Here is a 21,338-nt window from a genome sequence, read left to right on the forward strand (position 1 = left end):
CCAAGGCTTCAGCTTTTTAAGCATCAATCCATCAGTGCCAAGAAATCATCGGCAGAAAGCGCAGCGCTCTGTGCTCCCTCGGCGGTGTCGCCCAAGACATCGTTGAACAGCTGAGTCTTCTTGGCCTGCAGCGCGAGCACCTTGGATTCGATGGTGTCCTTGGCTACCAAACGGTACACATAGACGGGCCGGGTCTGACCGATGCGATGAGCACGGTCAATCGCCTGTGCTTCGGCCTGGGGGTTCCACCACGGGTCAAGCAGGATGCAATAGTCCGCTGAGGTGAGGTTGATGCCGAATCCACCGGACTTCAGCGAGATGAAGAAGACCGGGAAATCCCCCTCGCTGAAACCGTCAATCAGTTCCTTGCGCTTGGGTCCACTGGTGGAGCCATCAAGGTAACCGTGCTCAATGCCCAGCTCCTCGGCGACGTCGCGTGCCTTGGACAGGAAGCTGGTGAATTGGCTGAAGACCAGGATCTTGTGTCCTTCGGAAACCGCATCCCCCATGAGCTCGCGCAGCATTTCCAGCTTCGCGCTGGGCGCATTGCCTTCGCCTACCAGCGAGGGATCCAAAGCCAGCTGGCGCAGCAAGGTCAGCGACTGGAGAATCTGGAACCGATTCGAATCAACATCGCCAACCAGGCCCAGCACTTCTTGCCGCACGCGCTGGAAGCGGCGGTCATAGGCTTTCCGGTGCCCTGGCTCCAGCTCGACTTCCAGGACCTGTTCGGTCTTTGCCGGCAGCTCGGGAACGACCTGTTCCTTAGTGCGGCGCAGCACGAACGGTCGCAGACGGTTCTTCAAGCGTTCCATCCGTTCCTGGTCCCCGTCGGCGATTGGCTTCTGGTAGTTGTCCTTGAAGGACTTCGCACCACCCAGCAGGCCAGGTGCGGCCAGCGAGACCAACGCCCACAGTTCCATGAGGTTGTTCTCCATGGGCGTGCCCGTGACCACGAATTTGCACGGCACCGGCAGCTGCCGGGCCTGCTTGTAGCCCTTGGACGCGTGGTTCTTCAGCTGCTGGGCCTCGTCCATGATCATCACGTTGAAACCGGCAGCCTCGAAATCCTCATAGGCCAAGCGGAAGATCGTATAGCTGGTCACCACCAGCTGCGCATCACCGATCTGCGCAGCCAAATCCTGCCCGCTCTTCTTTGCCGTAGAGGTAATGCCAGTGACGCTCATCTGCGGGGCAAAACGCTGAGCCTCATTGATCCAGTTGCCCACCACCGAAGTAGGGGCAAGCACCAGGAACTTCTGGCTGGGATCTTCAACGCGTGCCTGCTCCAGGCAGGCCAGCAGCTGGACGGTTTTGCCCAGACCCATGTCGTCGGCGAGGACTCCGCCCAGGCCGTGGGTGCGCAAGAAGTCCAGCCAGGACAGGCCGTGGCTCTGGTAGGGGCGCAACTGCGCATTGAAGGTATCCGAGAGCTCAACAGGCTTCATCTCTTCGCCGCTTTGCAATGCCTTCATGGTCTGCAGCCACTGGTTGTGCTGGGCTTCGATAATTCCCAGATCCACCAGTTCCTGCCACCAGTCGATGCTCAACTTGTGGATGCGAATCGTATCGCCCTGCACCGTGCCCAGCTCCCCTGCTTCGGTGATCAGCTGGCGCAGCTGGGCAAAGTCCGCACCATCAATCGGGATCACCGTCAGGTCATCGAGGATGAGGTATTCATCTTGCTTGGTCAGTGCTTCGAGCAGCAGCGCGAACGGCACCTTGATCTCGCCGAGTAGCACTTCCACTGACAGGTCGAACCAGTCCCCCGTGCTTTCACCCGCTTCGACGCTGACAGTCGCGGGGGCATCGCTGATCCGATATTTCGGCAGCCGATTCTGCTCCTCGATAATGACATCGGGATGCTCTTCCAGCAGCGGCAGTGCGTGGACCAGGAAGTCGATGGATTCAGAGGTGCTGAATTCCTTCGGAGGGAAAATCCCTGATGAGGTCAGCTGCCCCAGCGAACCCAGCTCGCCGAGCTTGTCCTGCACCGAAGCGGCAATTTCCCGTTCCACTGCCTGCTGGCGAGGCCCCTTGGTGGAGTACTCCCAGGAATAGCGCACGGTCAGCGGGGTTTGGATGCTCTCCAAGGACAGCTTGAGGCTGGGGCGCGCGGGAACCGGGATGCGGTAGCTTCCATCTTCGCTCTTCAGCGGCGCCATTAAGCGCAGCCGGTCCAGGTGCTGCCGCTCGAATAGCTCGATGGCTCCATCCGGGATGATGTGCGCACCGGATTCGATGAATGCCGCCAGTTCCTTTCTGACCGGTTCTGCGAACTGCGCGAAGCCGAGTTCCTTCGCTTTGGGCAACGGGCTGGAGGCGTAGGCCAGCAGGGTCGGCGGCGTGCCGATCGGCAGGAGGTGGTGGTGCTCTTCGTGCGGGCCGCGCAGCTTGCCTTCCATGCGCAGGCCCTGCTCAGTGCGGCGCACATCCACGTGGGCCATGGCTGGTTGCGCACTGAATTCCACCGGGAGCTTGGCAGCGGAACCGCCGTTGACGATCTGCACTCCGGCGTCGCGCAGGGCCTCGAAGGCATCCAGCAGGTCCTGGCCAGGCAGATCCATCAGCGAGATCCAGTCCTTGGGATCCCACGAATGCCGGTAGGTGTTCTGTTCCACGCGTTCACGCAGCCGGTCCAGTTCAACGACCGCTCGGCGCTGCTTCTTGGAGAAGCGCTCATCGAAGGCGACGTTGCGCCAGCTGACTCCAGTCTGGACCCAGGGGCTCTTGGTGCCCCGGCGGGCCGGCCGCGCCTGCAAGGTCAGCGCGTCCTCGCCTCCGTAACGGGGTTCGCTGACCACTTTCAGGATCAATCCCAGCGGTTCCTCGTCAATCAGTTGCTCATCTGGAATTGCTGGAAGCAGACGGTCAAGGGTCCGTTCCCACTGCGGCTTGCTGTTGCGTTTCCATGCGAAAGGGTCCACCCCGGAGTCGGAGACGAAGAAGCCCTGGTCCTCTTCGGTGGTGACCTCAATGAGCAAGGCGGCGACATCCTCGCAGGATTGAACGCCCGGATGCTTGCTGCAGAAGCTGGTGAAGCTGATATTGCCGCGGTTGATTTGCAGCTCGGCCATCACCGATTCGCGCAGCACCATTGCCGAAATGCGGGTATATCCCGGCTTCATGTCCCGGTGGACGATCTCCACTTTTCCGGAATCGCAGAGGAACTGGCCCAGGTTGTATTCGGATTCGGTCACCAAGGTCTGGGCCGCAGAAAGTGTCAGCTGGAATTCCATACTCGCCGTTCATTGTTCGTGCAGTGGGTGCCCGAGAGCTCGATTCCATCTTAGCGAGCAGCCAGACAAGTTGCCCGATGACGAAAAGTTACCCCTGCCCTTTACGCGCTGGCACCGCAGCCGATAGAAAAGAACCACAGAATCACGAGTTCCGCTCTTTGAGCCCTGGCTGAGTGGACGGCAACCCTCCTGCGTCATTGTGCGGGGTGCCCCAGGTGAAGATTCGACGCATCTTGAACGCCAAGGTGCGTAAGCGATGGCGCCCCTTGCGCCAGAAAGGGGATTAATTCCTCATGTCTAATGCAGCATCTACCCTGACCGTATCCGAAGACCGCGCACAGCGCCTGCAGGAAGCAGGCAAGGGCTGGGGCGAACGCATCTCGGCGGCCCCGCAAAGCGCCAAATTGACCTTTACCGTTCAGGGCGAGGGTTTCGATTCGGTAGCCAGCAACATTGTCTCCGGGAAGCACACTTTCCAGGTCGACGAGCCAGCTGCCCTGGGTGGCAACGACGTGGCCGCCAGCCCGGTGGAATATGCGCTCGGCGCGCTGATCTCCTGCCAGGTTGTGGTCTACCGCTTGTATGCCCAAAACCTTGGCATCCAGGTGGACGACGTGAAGATCCAGGCCAATGGCCACCTCGATGTCCGTGGCCTCCTCGGCATTGACAAGTCCATCCGCCCGGGCTTCTCGTCGGTGGAACTGGACATCCAGATCGCCGGCCCGGAATCGGCCGAACGCTATGAAGAACTGCGCCAGGCAGTGGATGCCCACTGCCCGGTACTGGATCTGTTCGCCAACCCGGTACCGGTGCGTACCGCGGTGAGCATTGCAGCGGCCAATTAACGTCCGCTAAACCAAACAAGTAGCCGCCGCGGGCCCTGGCTTCGGGGCTGCGGCGGCGCACTTGCGGTAAAGGCGGGCTACTTCCCGAGGAAGTTCAGCAAGACCTTGCCGGACTTCGAAGAATTCTTGGCTGTTTCAAAGGCTTCGAGGCCCTCGGCCACCGGGAATTCGTGGGTTACCGCCGCGGAAATCTGCAATGAGCCATCGGCCAGGGCAGCAAGCACTTGGTCGATTTCGCCGTTGAAGCGGAAAGACCCGGCAAGTTCCAGCTCGCGGGTAATCGCCAGGGAAATCAGTGCAGGTTGCTCTCCCGAAGGCAGCAACCCGACCATGACCACGCGCCCGCCGCGCACAGCACCGCGCACCGCCGAGGCCAATCCGCGGTAATTGCCGCTGGCCTCGATCACCACATCGGCGTTCACCTTGGCAATCGCCTCCTGGTCATCGGCACGCAAGGTGGATGTGGCACCCAGTTCCTTGGCAATTTCCAGCGGCTTATCGTGCATGTCCACCGCGATGATTTCCTCGGCTCCGGCACGCTTGAGCACGGCCACGGCCAGCGCTCCGATCGGGCCAGCGCCAATGACCAACGCCTTCTTGGCGGCAACCTCGCCGGCTCGCGATACCGCGTGCCAGGCCACTGCGGCTGGCTCGGCCAGCGCAGCGTCGCGCAGCGACAGTCCGGCAGGCAGTTCGCGAAGCATCCGGGAGGGCAGATTCACCTCGCGCGCAAAGGCGCCCTCGGTATGCGGGTAGCGGGCAGCCGAGCCCAGGTAGGTGCATCCCGGTGAAAGGTTCGGGCAGGCCTCCGGATAAGGTTCCCCGGTCTCCCCTGGTGTTGCAGGGTGCACCGCAACTTTGGTTCCGGCTGGCGGACCGCTGCCGTCGGCGGCAGCCTGGATGACGGTGCCGACGATCTCGTGCCCCAGAACCATCGGGGCCTTGAGGATGGATTCCCCAGCGGCTCCGTGGCTCCAGTAGTGCAGGTCCGATCCGCAGATGCCTCCGTAGGCGATGGCTACGCGTGCCTCATTTGCTGCCGGTGCTGGCAGCTCGATCTGCTCGATGCGCAGGTCCCCGGCCGCGTGCGCCACGACGGCCAAGGTCCTGTTGGACAGGGCGCTAGACGACAACGCTCATGCCTCCGTCGATGAAAATGGTTTGCCCGTTCACGTAGTTCGATCCACCCGAGGCCAACCACACTGCTGGGCCCGCTAGGTCCTCGACGGTTCCCCAACGGCCAGCCGGGGTGCGGCCCAGGATCCAGGAGTTGAATTTCTCGTCATCCACCAGATTCTGCGTCATTTCGGTGTGGATATAGCCCGGTGCGATGCCGTTGATCTGAAGTCCTGCTCCGGCCCATTCTGCGGTCATGGCGCGGGTGAGATTGCGCAGTCCGCCCTTGGCCGCGGTGTAGCCGGAGATGGTGGGTCGGGCCAGGTCGGTTTGCACCGAACAGATGTTGATGATCTTGCCTTCGCCGCGTTCTACCATGCCACGTGCGACTTCTCGGCCTACTAAGAAGGCGCTGGTGAGGTTGGTATCGATCACGCGCTGCCAGTCGGCGACTTCCAGTTCCAGCATGGGCACGCGGTGCTGGATGCCTGCGTTGTTCACCAGGATGCGGATGGGGCCGATGGTCTTTTCGATGGCGGCGATATTCTCGCGCACAGTGGCGTCATCGGTGACATCGAAGCAGACGCTATGGATTCTTTCTGCGCCGTAGCAGGCGGCGAATTCGGCGGCCGTTTTGTCAAGCCTTTGCGCATCTCGGCCGTGCAGGATGATGGTGGCACCGGCATCGGCCAGTGCTTTAGCAAGTTCGCGGCCAATGCCGCGGGAGGACCCGGTGACCAAGGCCAGTCGTCCGGACAGGTCAAAAAGTTGGCTCATGAATTCCCTCGCAAGAAGTTTCGATGGTAAATCGACGGGAACTGACCTGCGATATGAACCTGCTGTTGCATCCGAAAAAGTAGCCCCGTCGCTGTCCCAGAATATATCAGATATATAAGGGTCGAGGGGCAATAAAGTCCGACTTATACGGTCGAAGTTTAGATGTTGGCGCTAGCGGGTCTGCGAGTAGAACCAGTTGATGTGCTCTTCGAGCAGCTGGGCTGCCCGTTCGCGCTGGTTCGTCGCGAAGGCGTGGTGGATGGCCTTGTGCTGGCGGCGCAGCACGCGCACCACCGGCTGCCAGGCCTCGTCGCTGGGCACTGAGTCGGAGACGTAGTCGCTGATCGAGTTGCGCAGCGATTCCATCATCGATTCCACCACGGCGTTGCCGGCCATGGAGGCCAGGAGCACATGGAACTCGGCATCGATGCGGTGGAAGGACTCGCGGGAAAGCTGCGGGTCGTCCATGCGCATGATCAGCACCGCGGTGCGGTCGATGACCTGCTGGGCGTAGACCGGGTCGCGGGGGTTCATTTGCGCGGCCCAGGTTTCCAGCAGGATGCGCGACTCGACGATCTCGCGGACGTTGATCCCCTTGGCCGCCAGGTGCAGCCGCAATGCTTGCGAGATGCCGGCCGAGGGGTTGGAGATGATCACCGCTCCGGAGTTCGGCCCGGAGCCGGTAGAAGTCTTGATAATGCCCATGACATCGAGGATGCGGATGGCATCGCGGACCGAAGCCCGCGAAATCCCATGCCGCTCCGCGAGCGCACGCTCGCCGGGAAGCTGGTCTCCTACGGATAGCTTCTCCCTGCGCAGATCTTCTTCAATTGCCTGGAGAACGATCTGGTATGCACGCGGAGCTGGGTTCATTGACATCGGATCTATTTTAGCCGGTCAGGGCTATGGCAGCATCCAGGACAGCACCGGGGTGGACTGCAGGTAGACCAAGCAGCACAGCACCAGCAGCATGCCTACGGACCAGCCGGCAACCTTCTTCAGGATCACCGATTCCTGGCCTTCCATCTTCACCGAGGTGGCGGCGATGGCCAGGTTCTGCGGGGAGATCAGCTTGCCGACCACGCCGCCGGAGGTGTTGGCGGCAACCAGCAGGTTCGGGTCGATGCCGGCATTGACGCCGGCGGTCTGCTGCAGCTTGGCGAACAGCGCGTTGGCCGAGGTGTCCGAGCCGGTCACCGCGGTGCCGATCCAGCCCAGGATTGGTGAGAGGAAGGCGAAGAACGCGCCGGTGCCGGCCAGCCAAGTGCCGATGGTGATGGTCTGGCCCGAAAGGTTCATCACGTATGCCAGGCCGAGGACCGACAGGATGGTCAGCGCAGCCCAGCGCATGTTGTAGATGGTCTTGCCGATTTCGGCAGCACCTTCGCCGAAGGTCATGGCGTACTTGCCGTTGCCGTCGTTCTTTGCGTAGACCAGGGCCACGATCAGGCCGGTGATCAGCAGCAGGGTGCCCGGGGAGGACAGCCACTGGAAGTTGTAGATGGTGGAGGTGACCGCTTCGCCTTCGGCGTTCAGGATCTTGCCGTCCAGGCCTGGCCAGCCGAACTTGATGTCGGTGCTTGCCAGCCATGCAGGAATGTCCACGCCCAGCTTCCACAGCTTGGCCACGCCGAAGATGACGATAACCAGCAGGTATGGGAACAGAGCCATCCAGGTGTTGCCTGCGTGCAGCTTGGTGTTCGACTCGTGCGGAACTGCGGCTGCTTCAGCGGTCAGCACGCGCTGGCGTGCTTCGTCGGCGCCCTTCGGGGTCCAGAAGCGAAGCAGGATCACTGCCGCGGCCAGGCCGATCAGCGAGGCGACGATATCGGTCAGCTCGTAGGAGAAGTAGGTGGAGCACAGCCACTGCGCGACACCGAAGGAAATGCCGATGGTCAGCGTTGCCGGCAGGGTCTGGCGCATGCCGCGCCAGCCATCGAGGATCAGCACCAGGATCGACGGGACGAACAGTGCCAGCAGCGGGGACTGGTGGCCGACGATGGCGCCGATGTCGGCAGCCGGGATGCCGGTCAGCGCGCCGGCGGTGGTGATCGGGATGGCCACGGCGCCGAAGGCAACCGGAGCGGTGTTGGCGATCAGCACGGCGCAGGCAGCGCGAAGCGGGGACAGGCCCAGTGCCAGCAGCATGGTGGCGGTAATCGCCACCGGTGCGCCGAATCCGGCCAGCGCTTCAAGCAGGCCGCCGAAGCAGAAGGCGATCAGCACGGCCTGGATGCGCACGTCACCGCCGCCGATGACGTCGAATACACGACGGAGATCTTCGAAGCGGCCGGACTTGACGGTGACCTGGTAGAGGAAGATCGCCATGACAACGATCCAGACGATCGGGAAGGCGCCGAAGACCATGCCCATCAGTCCGGAGTTCAATGCCAATCCAACCGGCATGCTCCAGCCGAAGATCGCAACGATGATGGCAACGGCGAGCGAGCCGAGGCCGGCCCAGTGGGCCTTGACCTTGATCACCGCGAGGAGCACGAAGAAGGCTAGAAGCGGTATCAGCGCGACGAGCGCTGAGACAGCGATGCTCCCCGCAATTGGATCCGTGGAGGGTGTAAACACGGTGTGGGCGTCCTTACTCTAGATGGTCTGACCATATGTGGTCCGACCACCAAGAGTACAAGGTGAGAGCCATCACAACAAGTCTTGACTATTGAGAAGCAAGTGGAATAGTATGGTCTGACCACACCCTGAAAGAGTCATTTATTATGCGAATTGCTCTCTTTGCCACGTGCATTGTGGATGCTATGTATCCGGAAACCGCCAAGTCGACCGTGAAAATCCTGGAACGCTTGGGCCATGAAGTCATTTTCCCGAAGGCGCAAGCCTGCTGTGGGCAAATGCATATGAATTCCGGCTATATGCCTGAAGCGCTGCCCGTCGTCGAAAACCACATCAACGCCTTCGACACCGAAGACTATGACGTCGCGGTCGCCCCCTCGGGTTCCTGCGTCGCTTCGGTCAAGCACCAGCACCCCTATCTGGCCGAGCGCCTGGGCAAGCCCGAGCTGAAGGACCGCGCAGTTGCCGTCGGCAAGCGCACCTACGAGCTGAGCCAGCTGCTGGTGGATGTCCTGGGCATCACCAACGCGGCAGAGCAGCTGGGCAGCTACTTCCCGCAGACCATCACCTACCACCCTTCCTGCCACGGCATGCGTTCGCTGAAGCTCGGCGACCGCCAGCTGGATCTGCTCAAGACCGTCGGCGGCATCACCGTCAACGAGCTGCCGGAAGCCGACCAGTGCTGCGGCTTCGGCGGCACCTTCGCGATCAAGAACTCCGATGTTTCCTCGGCGATGCTCGAAGACAAGATGAAGAACATCTGCTCCACCGGCGCCTCCGCCTGCGCAGGCGGCGACGCCTCCTGCCTGATGCACATCGGCGGCGGCCTTTCGCGCACCGGAGCCAAGCCAAAGACCCTGCACCTGGCCGACATCCTGGCCAGCACCATGGAAGAGACGGTGTCACTGTGACCCAGGTATTCCTCGGCATGCCAGCCGGCGGGCAGGGCAACCTGTTCGAGACCGAGCCATTCCCGAAGGCGGCGCACCGCGAGCTGGGCAACACCCAGATGCGCAAGAACCTGCGCCACGCCACCCACACCATTCGCGACAAGCGGCTGAATGTCGTCGGCGAGCTCCCTGACTGGGAAGAGCTGCGCGACGCCGGCAGCGCCATCAAGAACCTGACGATGGCCAACCTCGAAGAGCGGCTGGAGGAGTTCGAGAAGAACTTCACCGCCCGCGGCGGCGTCGTCCACTGGGCCCGTGACGCGGCCGAAGCCAACAAGATCGTCACCGAGCTGGTCAAGGCCACCGGCTCGAAAGAGGTCGTCAAGGTCAAGTCCATGGCCACCCAGGAAATCGGCCTCAACGAGCACCTGGAGACCGAGGGCATCGAAGCCTTCGAAACCGATCTCGCCGAGCTGATTGTCCAGCTGGGCAACGACAAGCCAAGCCACATCCTGGTTCCGGCCATCCACAAGAACCGCACCGAGGTGCGCGACATCTTCCTCAGCCAAATGCCGGTGGTGGACCCGAACCTGACCGATGAGCCGGCCAAGCTCGCCGAGGCCGCGCGCAAGCACCTGCGCAAGAAGTTCCTCGCCGCCAAGGTCGCCATCTCCGGCGCGAACTTCGCGCTGGCCGACACCGGAACCCTGGGCGTCGTGGAATCCGAGGGCAACGGCCGCATGTGCCTGACCCTGCCGGAAACCCTGATCACCGTCATGGGCATCGAGAAGGTCCTCCCCCACTGGGAAGACATCGAGGTCTTCATGCAGCTGCTGCCGCGCTCCTCCACCGGCGAGCGCATGAACCCGTACACCTCGCTGTGGACCGGGGTCAGCGAAGACGACGGACCGCAGAACGTGCACATCGTGCTGCTGGACAACGGCCGCACCCGGGCCCTGGCCGACCGTTTCGGCCGCACCGCACTGAACTGCATCCGCTGCTCGGCCTGCATGAACGTGTGCCCGGTCTACGAGCGCACCGGCGGCCACGCCTACGGCTCCACCTACCCGGGCCCGATCGGCGCGATCCTCTCCCCGCTGCTGACCGGCATCGAGGTCGAGGAAAACGGCTCCCTGCCGTACGCGTCCTCGCTGTGCGGCGCCTGCTACGACGCCTGCCCGGTAAAGATCAACATCCCTGAAATCCTCGTGCACCTGCGCGGCGACGATGTGGATGCCAACCGCGGCAAGCACAAGATCCCTACCCAAATGGACCTGCTGATGAAGGGCGGCTCCTGGGCACTGGGCAAGGGCAAGAATATTGGCCTGCTCGAAAAGGCCCTGCCGCTGGGCCGTCTGGTGTCCGGCAAGGACAAGAAGATCAAGAAGCTTCCGGGCATCGCCGCAGGCTGGACCGCCAGCCGCGACATTCCCGCCCCGCCAAGCAAGTCCTTCCGCGACTGGTGGAGCGACGAGAAGGAGTCCAAGTGAGCGCAAAAGAAGAAATCCTCGGGCGGATCCGCTCGGCGCTAGCCGATGCCCCCGTCGCGCCCGAAGTTCCCCGCGAATACCGCAAGACCTCGGATATGGGCGAAGCCGAGCTCATTGAGCTGCTGGTCGACCGCCTGGTGGATTACAAGGCCGGCGTGGATGTCATTGACGCCGCGCAGATCCCGGACTTCGTGGCCGCCAAGCTGGCCGGCGCCTCCAGCGTCGTCTACCCGCACGGCCTGGACACCGCATGGCTCTCCGCGCTGGGCGAGGACATCGAGCAGCGCGTGGATGCCCCGGGCGCACGCCTGGGCATTGCCGAGCTGGATGGAACCAGCGCCGTGGTCACCTCCTCGGCCGTGTCGGTTGCCGAGTCGGGCACCATCATCCTCGATGGCGAGCCGAACCAGGGCCGCCGCGCGATCTCGCTGGTGCCCGACCACCATGTGTGCATCGTGCCGGTCTCCTCAATCGTGCGCCTGCTGCCGGAAGCCATGCCGCGGCTGACGATCACCCGTCCGCAGACCTGGATCTCCGGTCCGTCGGCCACCAGTGACATCGAGCTGGAACGCGTCGAAGGTGTGCACGGCCCGCGTACGCTGGACGTCCTGATGGTCCGCGGCCTCTAAGGCCAGCCCGCCAAGCTATCGCGGCCGGTTCCCTTCCTAAACCTCCAGGGAACCGGCCGCGAGTTTTTTAATGCCTTCCGGCTGCCATTGCCGGTTATTGCCCGGCAATGAAATCTTCCAGACCGGCTTCAATGCGCCCACGCGCCGCAAAGACCGCCATGGGCACCCCTGCCTCGAACATCTGGCGGAAGCGCACCGGCGGGATGGAAACGCTCAGCCCCGCGACCACCTCTCCGGCCCCGTCCCGGATGGCCACGCCCAATGCGTTGGCGCCCACTTCCGTTTCTTCCAAGTTCACCGCGAAGCCCCGGCGGTTGGCGGCAATCAGCTCCTGCTCGAAACTTGCAAACCACGACTGGTCGAACTCGGCGCCATTGATTCTCGATTCGAGCAAATACAGGTCCTTGACCGCCGGGAGACCCAGCTGGGCGAGCATGGCCTTCCCGGCAGAGGCGGAATGAGCCGGCATCACCTCGCCTTGCCGGTCCCCCACGCGCACGGCGCGCGAGCCTTGTACGGTGGCCAGGAAGCGCACTTGCGTGCCCGCCCGAACCATCAGGTTCACGGTCTCGTCCAGCTCATCGCTCAGTGCCTGCAGGTGCGGATGCACGCGGCGACGCAGCTCTGCCGTCCAGCTCATTCCCGCCGGAGCCACGCCCAAGGCCGGGCCGGGAATGTATCGATGCGCGGCATCCTGGTCGGCAAAACCGCGGTACACCAGCATGGCCAGCAGCCGGTGGGCCGTGGAACGCGAGATGCCCAGTTCCAGCGCCGCATCGCTCAGGCGCAGGGTGCCGAAATCGCGCAGCAGCTCAAGCAGGGCCAAGGCGTTATCCACCGAGGCAATGGGATAGGACGGCCGCTTCCGGCGGTATCTCTTGAACGGCATACTCCGAGCTTACGCGCTGCATGCGGCCCGCTCCGAAGCGCGCAGCATGGTCAGGATTCTGCTCTGCAGAACAATATGGCCCGAGATCACTGGAAAGCAATAGCCTCATGGCAATCCATTTTTCTTTTCACAGCGGCTTCACGACGCTGTCAACCTGCAAAGGCCGAACATGCAGTACTACCTCAATGGCTTCCGCACCGGCAGCCCCGATATCCAGCCAGCACAGCGCGAGCACGACCCTGAGGTGCTCCCCGCCCAGGTCGATGTGCTCATTGCCGGAACCGGACCGGCCGGAGCCATCTTGACGGCCCAGCTCGCCGAATTCGGCGACCTTCACACCCTGGTCATCGAGAAGAATGGCGAACCGCTGCTGATGGGCCACGCCGATGGCGTTGCCTGCCGCACCGTGGAAATGTTCAACGCCTTCGGCCTGGCAGACCGCCTGCTGCGCGAAGGCTACAGCGTGAACGAGACAGTCTTCTGGGGCCCTGATGCCAAGGACCGTTCGCAGATCACGCGCAACAGCCGGGTCAAGGATGTTGCCGAAGGCCTGAGCGAATACCCGCACCTGATCGTGAACCAGGCCCGCCTCCAGGATTTCCTCTTCGAGAAAGCCTCCAAGAGCCCGAGCCGTACAGCTCCGTACTATGGCGTTGAGCTGATTTCCGTGGAAAACACCAATGACGGGGACTATCCTGTGGTGGCCACCGTCCGGCGCAACGGCGAAGAGCAGCAGATCCGCGCCAAGTACGTGGTGGGCACCGATGGCGCCCGGTCCGCGGTGCGCCGGTCCCTGGGCATCAAGCTCGAAGGCGATGCCCGCAACCATGCGTGGTGCGTCATGGACATCCTGGCCACGACCGATTTCCCGGATATCCGCGTCAAGGCCGCCATACAGTCCGCCGATGGCGGCAACATCCTGTTGATCCCGCGCGAAGGCGGCTACATGGTCCGCATGTATGTGGACATGGGAAATCTGGATCCAGCAGACCGCGAGGCGCGCAGCCGCTTCACTTCGGACCAGCTGATTGCCACCGCGCAGCGGATCATCCATCCCTACTCGCTGGACGTGAAGGAAATCGCATGGTGGTCAGTCTATGAAGTCGGCCAGCGCGTGGCCGCCCGTTTCGATGACCTGGATGCCGATGCGGCCCCGGATGCCTCGCCGCGCATTTTCATCGCCGGGGACGCCTGCCACACCCACTCGGCCAAGGCCGGCCAGGGCATGAATGTTTCCATGCAGGACACGTTCAACCTCGGCTGGAAACTGGCCGCCGTGCTGCAGGGCCGCGCCCACAGCTCGCTGCTGCGCACCTACTCCGAAGAACGGCAGGCCATTGCCCAGGAATTGATCGATTTCGACACCCGCTGGTCCAAGACCATGTCCACCGCGCCCAAGGACCCCGGCAATCCCGAAGCAGGCGGGCTGGATCCAGACCAGGTCCAGGAGCAATTCCAGCGCGGCGGCCAGTTCACCGCCGGCTTCGGCACCCGCTACACGCCCTCGCTGCTCACTGGCGGCACCCAGCATCAGCATCTGGCCTCCGGCTTCCCCGTCGGCGAGCGCTTCCACTCCGCCGATGCCACGCGCATCGCCGATGCGCAGCGCATCGGCCTGGGCCACACCGCCCAGGCAGATGGACGGTGGCGCCTGTACGCCTTCGCGGACCGCGATGCGCAGGGCTGTTCGCCGAACTACGATGCCCTGATCCAGTTCCTGGGCCAGGATCCGGAATCGCCGCTGCGGCGGTTCACGCCGGCCGGCGCAGATGTCGACGCAGTGTTCGACCTGCGCGGCGTGCACCAGGGTTCGCACACCGAGACCACCGTTGCGGATCTGCCGGCGTTGCTGGTTCCGGCCAAGGGAAAGTACGGCCTGCGGGACTACGAAAAGGCCTTCGCCTCCCAGCTGGTTGATGGCGGCGAGGAAATCTATGAGGCTCGCGGCATCGACCGTGCTGCCGGGGCGCTGGTGGTCGTTCGCCCGGACCAGTACGTCTCCATGGTGCTGCCCTTGGACGGCACCGCTGCCCTTACTGAGTTCTTCGCCCAATTCATGGCCGAAACCGTGGTGGCTGCCTGACGTGCAGCTCGTCATGTGCCCTGCACCACCGTCTTGAATGGCAGTTGTGCAGGGCACACTCTGCTTACATGGGTAGGTAAGCACAAGACATAGATGCGAAAGGCCGGAATGCGGCAAGATCAGGACCTCCAGTCTCGGGCACATGGCGTTCCCGATTCGGCTTTGCGCTTCATCGGCTTCCTTTCCTTCTTCGACCGCTATGGCACCCCGCCGATGCTGGTGGCTTTGTCGCTGGGCACCTCGCTCAGCTTCGCCCAAGCGGTCCAATTGGTAGCGTCCTATGCCTTGTTCTATGCCATCGGCCAGCCGATCTGGGGCATGCTCAGTGACCGCTTCGGGCGCTTGGCGGTGTTGCGTGCTGCGCTCATCGGTGCCGCGCTGGCCGCAATCGCCAGCATCCTTTTCACCAACTACCTGCCGCTGCTCATTGCCCGCTCCATCACCGGGCTCATGTTCGGAGCGCTGTACCCGACCCTCTTGACGCTGCTGGGCGATACACGCACCGGCGTAGAACGCGCGCGGGGCCTTTCCGATCTGCAGATCTATTCCTCGCTGGGCACGACCTTGGCGACGTTGGCTTCGGGTGCATTGGCGTCCTATGTCAATTGGCGGCTGGTGTTCTTCTTGCCTGCACTCGGTTGCATCGCTGCCCTGTATTCCCTGCGGAAGTCCGCGGAGCCTGAGCGTTCCCGCCCCGGGTTCAATTTCCGTGCCGCGTTGCGTCCCATGAATTTGGCCCTCTACGGCATTGTCTTCCTCGAAGGCGGCCTGCTGATGGGCTTGCTGACCTATATCGTCCCGGCCTTGCAGGAATCAGGTGTCTCCATCGGCCTGGCCGGAGCGCTTGGCTGCGCTTTCGCTTTGGGAGTCATCGTGGGCGCGCGCTTGATGCGCCGATTGGTGGCACGTTTCAGCCGAACGTGGCTTATCGGCGCTGGAGGGCTCGTGCTTTGCGCGGCATTCCTCCCCTCAGCGCTGGCACCGTCCCCTGCCTCGTATACCGTCACGGCATTCCTGCTCGGCGCCACGAATGCCATTATGCACTCGTCCATGCAGGGCTGGGCGACCGATATCTCGCCAGACGCGCGGGCCACCACCGTTTCGCTCTTCGTCTTTGCCCTGTTTGCCGGAGCATCTGCGGCGACTTATCTCACCGCAGATCTGGCGCAGCATGGCGGCTACGGCCAGATCTTCGGCTTCGGCTTGGCATTCAGCCTGCTGCTCGTGGCGTTGGCGACCGGCACCCACGCGCTGTGGTGCCGAAGGCATCCTGCAAGCTAGGCATCCTGGCAGGTTCGAGCCTTCATTTCGTTGCGGAAAGTTCCTATTGCCCAGGCGCTTTGGCCATCTGCATGAGAGAATCTTGAACTAGGCGCATGAGCTTCACGAACGGAAAGCAGGTTGTCATGACCAGTCCAAGCGAAGAACCGAGAAACCCTTATTCTTCGGGACAGCAGGGGCAGAACCAGCAGTACCAGCAGCCTGGCTATTACGAGCTCAATGGGGTGCCCCAGCAGCCGTATTACAACCAGCAGGCTCACGGCCAGCCGGGCCCATATCCCCCGGGCAACTTCGGCTATCCGCCTGCAGCCCATTTCGAAGGCGCCCAGTTGGCGCAGACTTCGATGATTCTTGGCATCTTGTCCCTTTTCGTTGCAGGCGTGATTCTTGGGCCGATTGCGATTTCCAAAGCCAACAAAGCCGAGAGGGAATTCAACACGGCATCCACGGTCGGCAAGGTGACCGGCTGGATCGGCACCATTTTCGGCATCCTCTGGGTCGCGTATTTCGCCTTCATGCTCCTCGGCTTGCTCGCCTTTTCCATGGAACCGTCATTCAGCGAGTTCTAGGCGTTTCATCCCTTCGCTCTCGACAGCACACTCTTAACGGCAAAGCCTCCGGCTCACTTTCGTGAGCCGGAGGCTTTCCGGTATCGGCCCTTACGCCGTCATCCCCATGACGGCTCTCGGGAAACTATTACTCTGCGGTTGGCAGTACGAACGAAGCGTCGATTTCGATCTTGACCTTGTCGCTGACCAGAACGCCACCGGCTTCCAGTGCTGCGTTCCAGGTGATGCCGAATTCCTTGCGGGAAATGGTGGTCGATGCGAAGAAGCCAACGCGGGTTGCACCGAAGGCGTCAACAGCTTCGCCGCCGAGCTCAGCTTCGAATTCAACTTCCTTGCTCACGCCGCGGATGGTCAGGTCGCCAACGAGAACGAACTCTCCGGCGTCGCCCTTGACTGCGGTGGACTTGAAGGTCATGGTTGGGAACTGCTCAGCGTTGAAGAAGTCCTCGCCCTTCAGGTGAGCGTCGCGGTTGGCATCCTTGGTGTTGACCGATGCGATCTGCACGGTTGCCTCAACCGAGGAATCAGCCAGGGTCTCGCCCGTGGTCAGGGTTGCATCGAACTCGGTGAAGCTGCCGCGTACCTTGGAGATGCCTGCGTGGCGAACCGAGAAGCCGATCTCGGAGTGCGATGCGTCGAGGTTCCAGGTTCCGGTGGTCAGTGCAGTTGCAGTCATGTCTACATCCTTTCGTCGGGCCGTCAAGTAGTTGACGCCTCAATTTGTTTTGCTGATACCAGTATGGCACTAATGAAGTTGAAGCGTCAACCACTTTTCGCAAGAAAAGTTCAAATCGGGTCGTCGCAAGGTTCTTTTTTCGAATGTGACTAGGAAGGTTTCCGATGAAATTATTTTTCAATCACCCCTTTACTCCTGCACGTTCATGGCTAGACTGAGGCCATGAACGCAAATAACCTAGATCCCAATCATGTCCAAGAAGAAGCCGAGCTATCTGCAGAGCTGGAGGAAATTTGGCAGGAAGAATCCATCACTACTGCTGCCAGCACCGAAATCGCCGATGAAGTCGACGGCGAGCTCGGCACGCGTGATCAGCCGTAGGCAGATGGCCTCCACCTATATCCATCCTGCAAGCAAAACCATCGGAGCGGAACCAATCCCCAGTGAATCCTCGGCAACATTAAACTGGATCCCCGGCATCGGGATGCCGGGGATCCAATATTTAATGCCTGCAATTTGGGTTGCCGGGATCAGGGTTCGGAGACCAGGCCCTCTCCGACCATCCATTCGAAGGCAACATCGGCTGGTTCACGTCCAACGACATCGACCTGGTAATTCAGGTCCATCAAGACCTGATCGGTCAGCAATGGAGCGATCTGGTCCATGATCTGCTGGATCTCCGGGTGCTGGTCAAGGAATTCCCCGTTGAAAGCCGGGGCAGCGTTGTAGCTCGGGAAATACTTCCGGTCATCTTCCAGGACGGTCAGGTTCAATGCTTTGATGCGTCCGTCAGTGGTGAAGACTTCACCGAAGTTGCACGCGCCATTAGCGGTCGCCTGGTAAATGGCGCCAACATCGTACAAGCCGATATTGTCCTCGCTCACCTCAGAGCCGCGGTCGATGCCGTAATGCTCCAGCATCGGGGTCAGCCCGTCGCGACGGGAGTTGAATTCCGGGTCGACGCAGAACGTCAGTTCGTCGGGATCCAGCTCCTGCAGCTCGGAAAGCTTGGTAATCCCCAGCCGCTTGGTCGTTTCCTCGTTCATCGCCAACGCATAGGTGTTATTCAACGGAGCCGGGTTCCCCCAGACGATTCCGTTGGCAACGTCCTCATCGTGCACGGCCTGCCACTGCTCCTCCTCGCCCACGACAGGCTTCTCATGGCCGAGGTAGGTCAGCCACGCAGTACCGGTGTACTCCCAGAGCACGCTCGCGTCGCCGGAAAGCAGCAGTTGGCGTGCCGGCTGGGACCCGGGAACATTGGTCAGGTCGGTGACGTCATACCCGGCGGCTTCGAGTGCGATCACGGTGATCTTGCCCAGCAGCAGCTGCTCGGTGAAGGCCTTGGAGGTCACGGTCACGGACGTGCTTGCAGCATTGTCGACCAGCGGCTTGATCTCGGCCGGGCCGGCTGGGGGCACCGTGCCGGTCGAGGGGCTCAGCCCGCAGCCGGTCAACCCGATCAGCGCGGCCATGGACAGGACAGCGAATTTCAGTTTGCGGTTCACGAAAGTCCTCTCGGTCGGGCCACCTGTTCGACGACGCGGCCAAGCCAGTCAACCGTCAAGGCCAGCAAGGCCACGAGCAGCGAACCGGCGATCAGCACCACATTCAGATTCAGGTTCACACCCGTGGTGATCAGGATGCCCAGCCCGCCACCGTTGATGAAGGTGGCCAGCGTCGCGGTGCCTACCAGCAGCACCAGTGCGGTGCGGATGCCCGAGAGCATCACCGGGACGGCCAATGGCAGTTCAACCTTGAACAGCACCGCCATCTGGCTCATGCCGATTCCCCGTCCGGCTTCCACCAGGCGCGCATCAACTTGCTGCAGGCCGACAATGGTGTTGGAGAGCACCGGGAGAATCGCGTAGATCACCAGCGAGATGATTGCGGTTTTCGGACCGAAGCCCAGCCAGAACGCCAAGAGCACGATAACGCCAATAGCAGGTGCCGCCTGGCCGAAGTTGGCAATGGCGCGTACCGCCGGGGCGGCCTTGCGCAACCCCGGGCGGGTCAGCAGCACGCCCAGCGGGATGGCGATCAGCAGGACGATGACTGCAGCGATGACCGTGATCTTCAAGTGGTCGAGGGTATAGCCCCAAATTGTTGCCGGATCCAGCGTTTGCCGTTCGGTCTCGGTCAGGTCGGCTGTCACCAGCCAACCCACCAGGATGGCAAAAGCAGCTGCGATTCCGGCGATCTGCCAAATCAAGCTGCGGGTTTCGGATCTCATGCCGATTCACCGCCCTGCCCGGCGGCGGCACCGTCGATGTCCACGACATTGATGGCACCGGAATTCAGGCCCACCGGAGCTTCATGATCAGCTTCCTCGGCGTTGTTGGCGGCGGCGATCGCCTCCATGACGGTCTGCACGGTAATGACACCGGTGAGCACATCACGGCGCCCCGTCACCAGGGCCGACTCGGAACTGGCCACCAGCATGGTGTCCAATGCGTCATTCAGGGTCGCCTGCTCGCCGACTACCGGCATGCTTTCGTCGTAGGTGCCCTCGATAATCTGGGCACGCGACAACTGGCGGCGGTCCAGCCGGCGCAGCGGACGTCCGCGCGAATCAAGCACCACAGCGTATTTGCGTCCGGCACCCTGCAGCTGCGAGAGCACATCCGAAGCGTTCTTGCCCGGGGTGGTGGTCAGCGCGTCTTCCAGCTCCACTTCGTTCACGCGCGTCAGGGTCAGCTGCTTGAGACCCGCACCCGAGCCAATGAAGTTCTCCACGAACTCGCTGGCCGGATTGGCCAGGATCCGCTCCGGGGAATCGTATTGCTCAAGCTGCGCGCCTTCGTTGAAGATCGCGATCCAGTCGCCGAGCTTCACCGCTTCGTCGAAGTCGTGGGTCACGCACACGATGGTCTTCTGGACCTCGGACTGGATATTGAGCAGCTCATCCTGCAGGCGCTGGCGGGTGATCGGGTCGACCGCGCCAAATGGCTCATCCATCAGCAGCACCGGAGGATCCGCTGCCAGTGCACGGGCCACGCCCACGCGCTGCTGCTGGCCGCCGGAGAGTTCCTTGGGGAAACGGTTCCGGTACAGGTCCGGGTCCAGCGAGACCAGCTCAAGCAGCTCGTCGACGCGGGCGGCGATCTTCTCCTTGGGCCAGCCCAGCATCTTCGGCACCATGGCAATATTGGCGGCCACGGTCATGTGCGGGAACAGGCCGCCGGCCTGGATCACGTAGCCGATGCGGCGGCGCAACTCGTCGCCGTTCATGTCAGTGACATCTTCGCCGTCGATGACAATCTTGCCGCTGGTCGGCTCGATCAGCCGGTTGATCATCTTCAGAGTGGTCGTCTTGCCGCAGCCGGATGGTCCGACGAACATCACGATGGATCCTGCGGGGATCTCGAGGGTCAGGCCGCCGACGGCCGACTTCTTCTGCCCCGGATACGTCTTGGTTACTTCTTCGAGCATGATCGAAGTGCCGGTGACATTTTGGGCCACGGCGTTTTCGGAAATCTTATTTTCAGACACGGATACCTCGCGGGGTAGTCAGTCGGCCGATGCCGAGCAAAATCAAGTCAAGGATGAGCGCCAGGATAACGACGCCAACGACGCCGGTAACCACGGATTCCAGGGAGTTCGCGCCGCCAAGGCGCGAAAGTCCCTGGAAAATGAATCCGCCAAGGCCTGGGCCCAGGGCGTAGGAAACCACTGCGGCGACGCCCATCACCATCTGGGCTGAAATGCGTATGCCGGTAAGGATCACCGGCCACGCCATGGGTATCTCCACGGAGACCAGCGTCTTCAGCCGGCTCATGCCGATGCCGCGTGCCGACTCGATAATGGTTGGCTCGATGTTGTTCAGGCCTACGATCGCATTGCGCAGAATCGGCAAGGCCGCGAAGAACGTCACCACGATGACGGCCGGCGTGACGCCGAAGCCAACGGGAACTATGAGCAAACCGATCAAGGCGAAGGATGGAATGGTCAGGCCGATGGCGCTAATGCCGTTGGCCAAACCGGATAAGGACTTATTGCGGTAAACCAGTACGGCGATAAGGACAGAAATAATTGTCGCCAGGATCAGGCACTGCGCGACGAGCGAGAAATGCTGCCAGGAGGCGAAGAGGATATGGCGAGATCTCTCGCCAATAAAGTCACCCACATTAAAACCTGCTTCACTTTAGTTTCGTTTCTAGATCTTTGTTTCAGGACTGGTCACTGAGACCCGAGCTTGCCCTGAGTTTAGCCGGGTTGCCGTAGCCTGACCAAGCCACGTTTTGATAACACACCTCTGGCTTGGCCCTATTCAG

The 21,338-nt window shown here is 62.0% G+C and carries 19 protein-coding genes and 1 riboswitch; of the genes, 8 read left to right on the forward strand and 11 right to left on the reverse strand.

The features are described from left to right. Positions 1-23: 23 nt before the first annotated feature. Entirely contained in the window at positions 24-3,239 is a 3,216-nt protein-coding gene (locus tag EKH49_RS00775; RefSeq protein ID WP_128469228.1) for a DEAD/DEAH box helicase, read from the reverse strand. Between the two features lie 140 nt (positions 3,240-3,379). Next, a riboswitch (SAM riboswitch) is annotated at positions 3,380-3,501 on the forward strand. Between the two features lie 31 nt (positions 3,502-3,532). On the opposite strand from EKH49_RS00775, the gene EKH49_RS00780 reads away from it, so the two are divergent. Beyond that, a complete protein-coding gene (locus EKH49_RS00780; protein ID WP_128469229.1) occupies positions 3,533-4,084 on the forward strand; it encodes an OsmC family protein in 552 nt (183 codons plus the stop codon). Positions 4,085-4,161: 77 nt separating this feature from the next. Here EKH49_RS00780 and EKH49_RS00785 read toward each other — a convergent pair whose 3' ends face one another. The 4 genes from EKH49_RS00785 to EKH49_RS00800 form a co-directional block, all read right to left on the reverse strand. Continuing rightward, on the reverse strand, positions 4,162-5,217 hold the full coding sequence (locus EKH49_RS00785; RefSeq protein ID WP_236640967.1) for an L-idonate 5-dehydrogenase: 1,056 nt from the start codon (positions 5,215-5,217) through the stop codon (positions 4,162-4,164). Continuing rightward, entirely contained in the window at positions 5,207-5,977 is a 771-nt protein-coding gene (locus EKH49_RS00790; RefSeq protein ID WP_128469230.1) for an SDR family oxidoreductase, read from the reverse strand. Before EKH49_RS00790 ends, EKH49_RS00785 begins: the two co-directional genes overlap by 11 nt. A 171-nt stretch (positions 5,978-6,148) precedes the next feature. Continuing rightward, complete coding sequence (locus EKH49_RS00795; protein ID WP_128469231.1) at positions 6,149-6,856, reverse strand: FadR/GntR family transcriptional regulator; 708 nt, start codon at positions 6,854-6,856, stop codon at positions 6,149-6,151. A 24-nt stretch (positions 6,857-6,880) separates the two neighbouring features. Then, the gene (locus EKH49_RS00800; protein WP_128469232.1) at positions 6,881-8,557 is read right to left on the reverse strand and encodes an L-lactate permease; all 1,677 of its coding nucleotides are present in this window, start codon (positions 8,555-8,557) and stop codon (positions 6,881-6,883) included. A gap of 146 nt (positions 8,558-8,703) precedes the next feature. On the opposite strand from EKH49_RS00800, the gene EKH49_RS00805 reads away from it, so the two are divergent. From EKH49_RS00805 to EKH49_RS00815, 3 genes are read left to right on the forward strand one after another with little or no spacing between them, the layout of a single operon-like run. After that, on the forward strand, positions 8,704-9,468 hold the full coding sequence (locus tag EKH49_RS00805) for a (Fe-S)-binding protein (protein WP_073707794.1): 765 nt from the start codon (positions 8,704-8,706) through the stop codon (positions 9,466-9,468). A 17-nt stretch (positions 9,469-9,485) separates the two neighbouring features. Next, a complete protein-coding gene (locus tag EKH49_RS00810) occupies positions 9,486-10,937 on the forward strand; it encodes a LutB/LldF family L-lactate oxidation iron-sulfur protein (protein WP_128469579.1) in 1,452 nt (483 codons plus the stop codon). Further along, entirely contained in the window at positions 10,934-11,566 is a 633-nt protein-coding gene (locus EKH49_RS00815; protein ID WP_128469233.1) for a LutC/YkgG family protein, read from the forward strand. The genes EKH49_RS00810 and EKH49_RS00815 overlap by 4 nt, the downstream gene beginning before the upstream one ends. Before the next feature lie 94 nt (positions 11,567-11,660). Here the strand turns inward: EKH49_RS00815 and EKH49_RS00820 are convergent, their stop codons facing one another. After that, positions 11,661-12,455, reverse strand: coding sequence for an IclR family transcriptional regulator (locus EKH49_RS00820; protein ID WP_128469234.1), 795 nt, complete (start codon positions 12,453-12,455; stop codon positions 11,661-11,663). A 169-nt stretch (positions 12,456-12,624) separates the two neighbouring features. Between EKH49_RS00820 and EKH49_RS00825 the strand changes: the two genes are divergently transcribed. From EKH49_RS00825 to EKH49_RS00835, 3 genes are all read left to right on the forward strand, one after another. Further along, entirely contained in the window at positions 12,625-14,538 is a 1,914-nt protein-coding gene (locus EKH49_RS00825; protein ID WP_128469235.1) for an FAD-dependent monooxygenase, read from the forward strand. 108 nt (positions 14,539-14,646) lie between these two features. Next, positions 14,647-15,819: an MFS transporter gene (locus EKH49_RS00830; protein ID WP_128469236.1), complete on the forward strand. Its 1,173-nt coding sequence runs from the start codon at positions 14,647-14,649 to the stop codon at positions 15,817-15,819. Between the two features lie 125 nt (positions 15,820-15,944). After that, the gene (locus EKH49_RS00835; RefSeq protein ID WP_161567407.1) at positions 15,945-16,388 is read left to right on the forward strand and encodes a DUF4190 domain-containing protein; all 444 of its coding nucleotides are present in this window, start codon (positions 15,945-15,947) and stop codon (positions 16,386-16,388) included. Between the two features lie 127 nt (positions 16,389-16,515). Here EKH49_RS00835 and EKH49_RS00840 read toward each other — a convergent pair whose 3' ends face one another. Continuing rightward, positions 16,516-17,064, reverse strand: a complete 549-nt coding sequence (locus tag EKH49_RS00840; protein ID WP_121867356.1) for a YceI family protein — start codon at positions 17,062-17,064, stop codon at positions 16,516-16,518. A 222-nt stretch (positions 17,065-17,286) separates the two neighbouring features. On the opposite strand from EKH49_RS00840, the gene EKH49_RS16470 reads away from it, so the two are divergent. Continuing rightward, complete coding sequence (locus EKH49_RS16470) at positions 17,287-17,445, forward strand: hypothetical protein (protein ID WP_161567408.1); 159 nt, start codon at positions 17,287-17,289, stop codon at positions 17,443-17,445. A gap of 149 nt (positions 17,446-17,594) precedes the next feature. Here EKH49_RS16470 and EKH49_RS00845 read toward each other — a convergent pair whose 3' ends face one another. From EKH49_RS00845 to EKH49_RS00860, 4 genes are read right to left on the reverse strand one after another with little or no spacing between them, the layout of a single operon-like run. Further along, positions 17,595-18,572, reverse strand: coding sequence for a glycine betaine ABC transporter substrate-binding protein (locus tag EKH49_RS00845; RefSeq protein ID WP_201739532.1), 978 nt, complete (start codon positions 18,570-18,572; stop codon positions 17,595-17,597). After that, positions 18,569-19,297 carry an ABC transporter permease gene (locus tag EKH49_RS00850; protein WP_073707788.1) on the reverse strand — a complete coding sequence of 243 codons (729 nt, stop codon included), beginning with the start codon at positions 19,295-19,297 and terminating at the stop codon, positions 18,569-18,571. Before EKH49_RS00850 ends, EKH49_RS00845 begins: the two co-directional genes overlap by 4 nt. Further along, positions 19,294-20,556: an ABC transporter ATP-binding protein gene (locus EKH49_RS00855; RefSeq protein WP_128469238.1), complete on the reverse strand. Its 1,263-nt coding sequence runs from the start codon at positions 20,554-20,556 to the stop codon at positions 19,294-19,296. The genes EKH49_RS00850 and EKH49_RS00855 overlap by 4 nt, the downstream gene beginning before the upstream one ends. Further along, positions 20,549-21,190 carry an ABC transporter permease gene (locus tag EKH49_RS00860; protein ID WP_073707787.1) on the reverse strand — a complete coding sequence of 214 codons (642 nt, stop codon included), beginning with the start codon at positions 21,188-21,190 and terminating at the stop codon, positions 20,549-20,551. The genes EKH49_RS00855 and EKH49_RS00860 overlap by 8 nt, the downstream gene beginning before the upstream one ends. Between the last annotated feature and the right edge of the window lie 148 nt (positions 21,191-21,338).

The organism is Glutamicibacter sp. HZAU, from assembly GCF_004100365.1.
GTDB lineage: Bacteria > Actinomycetota > Actinomycetes > Actinomycetales > Micrococcaceae > Glutamicibacter > Glutamicibacter nicotianae.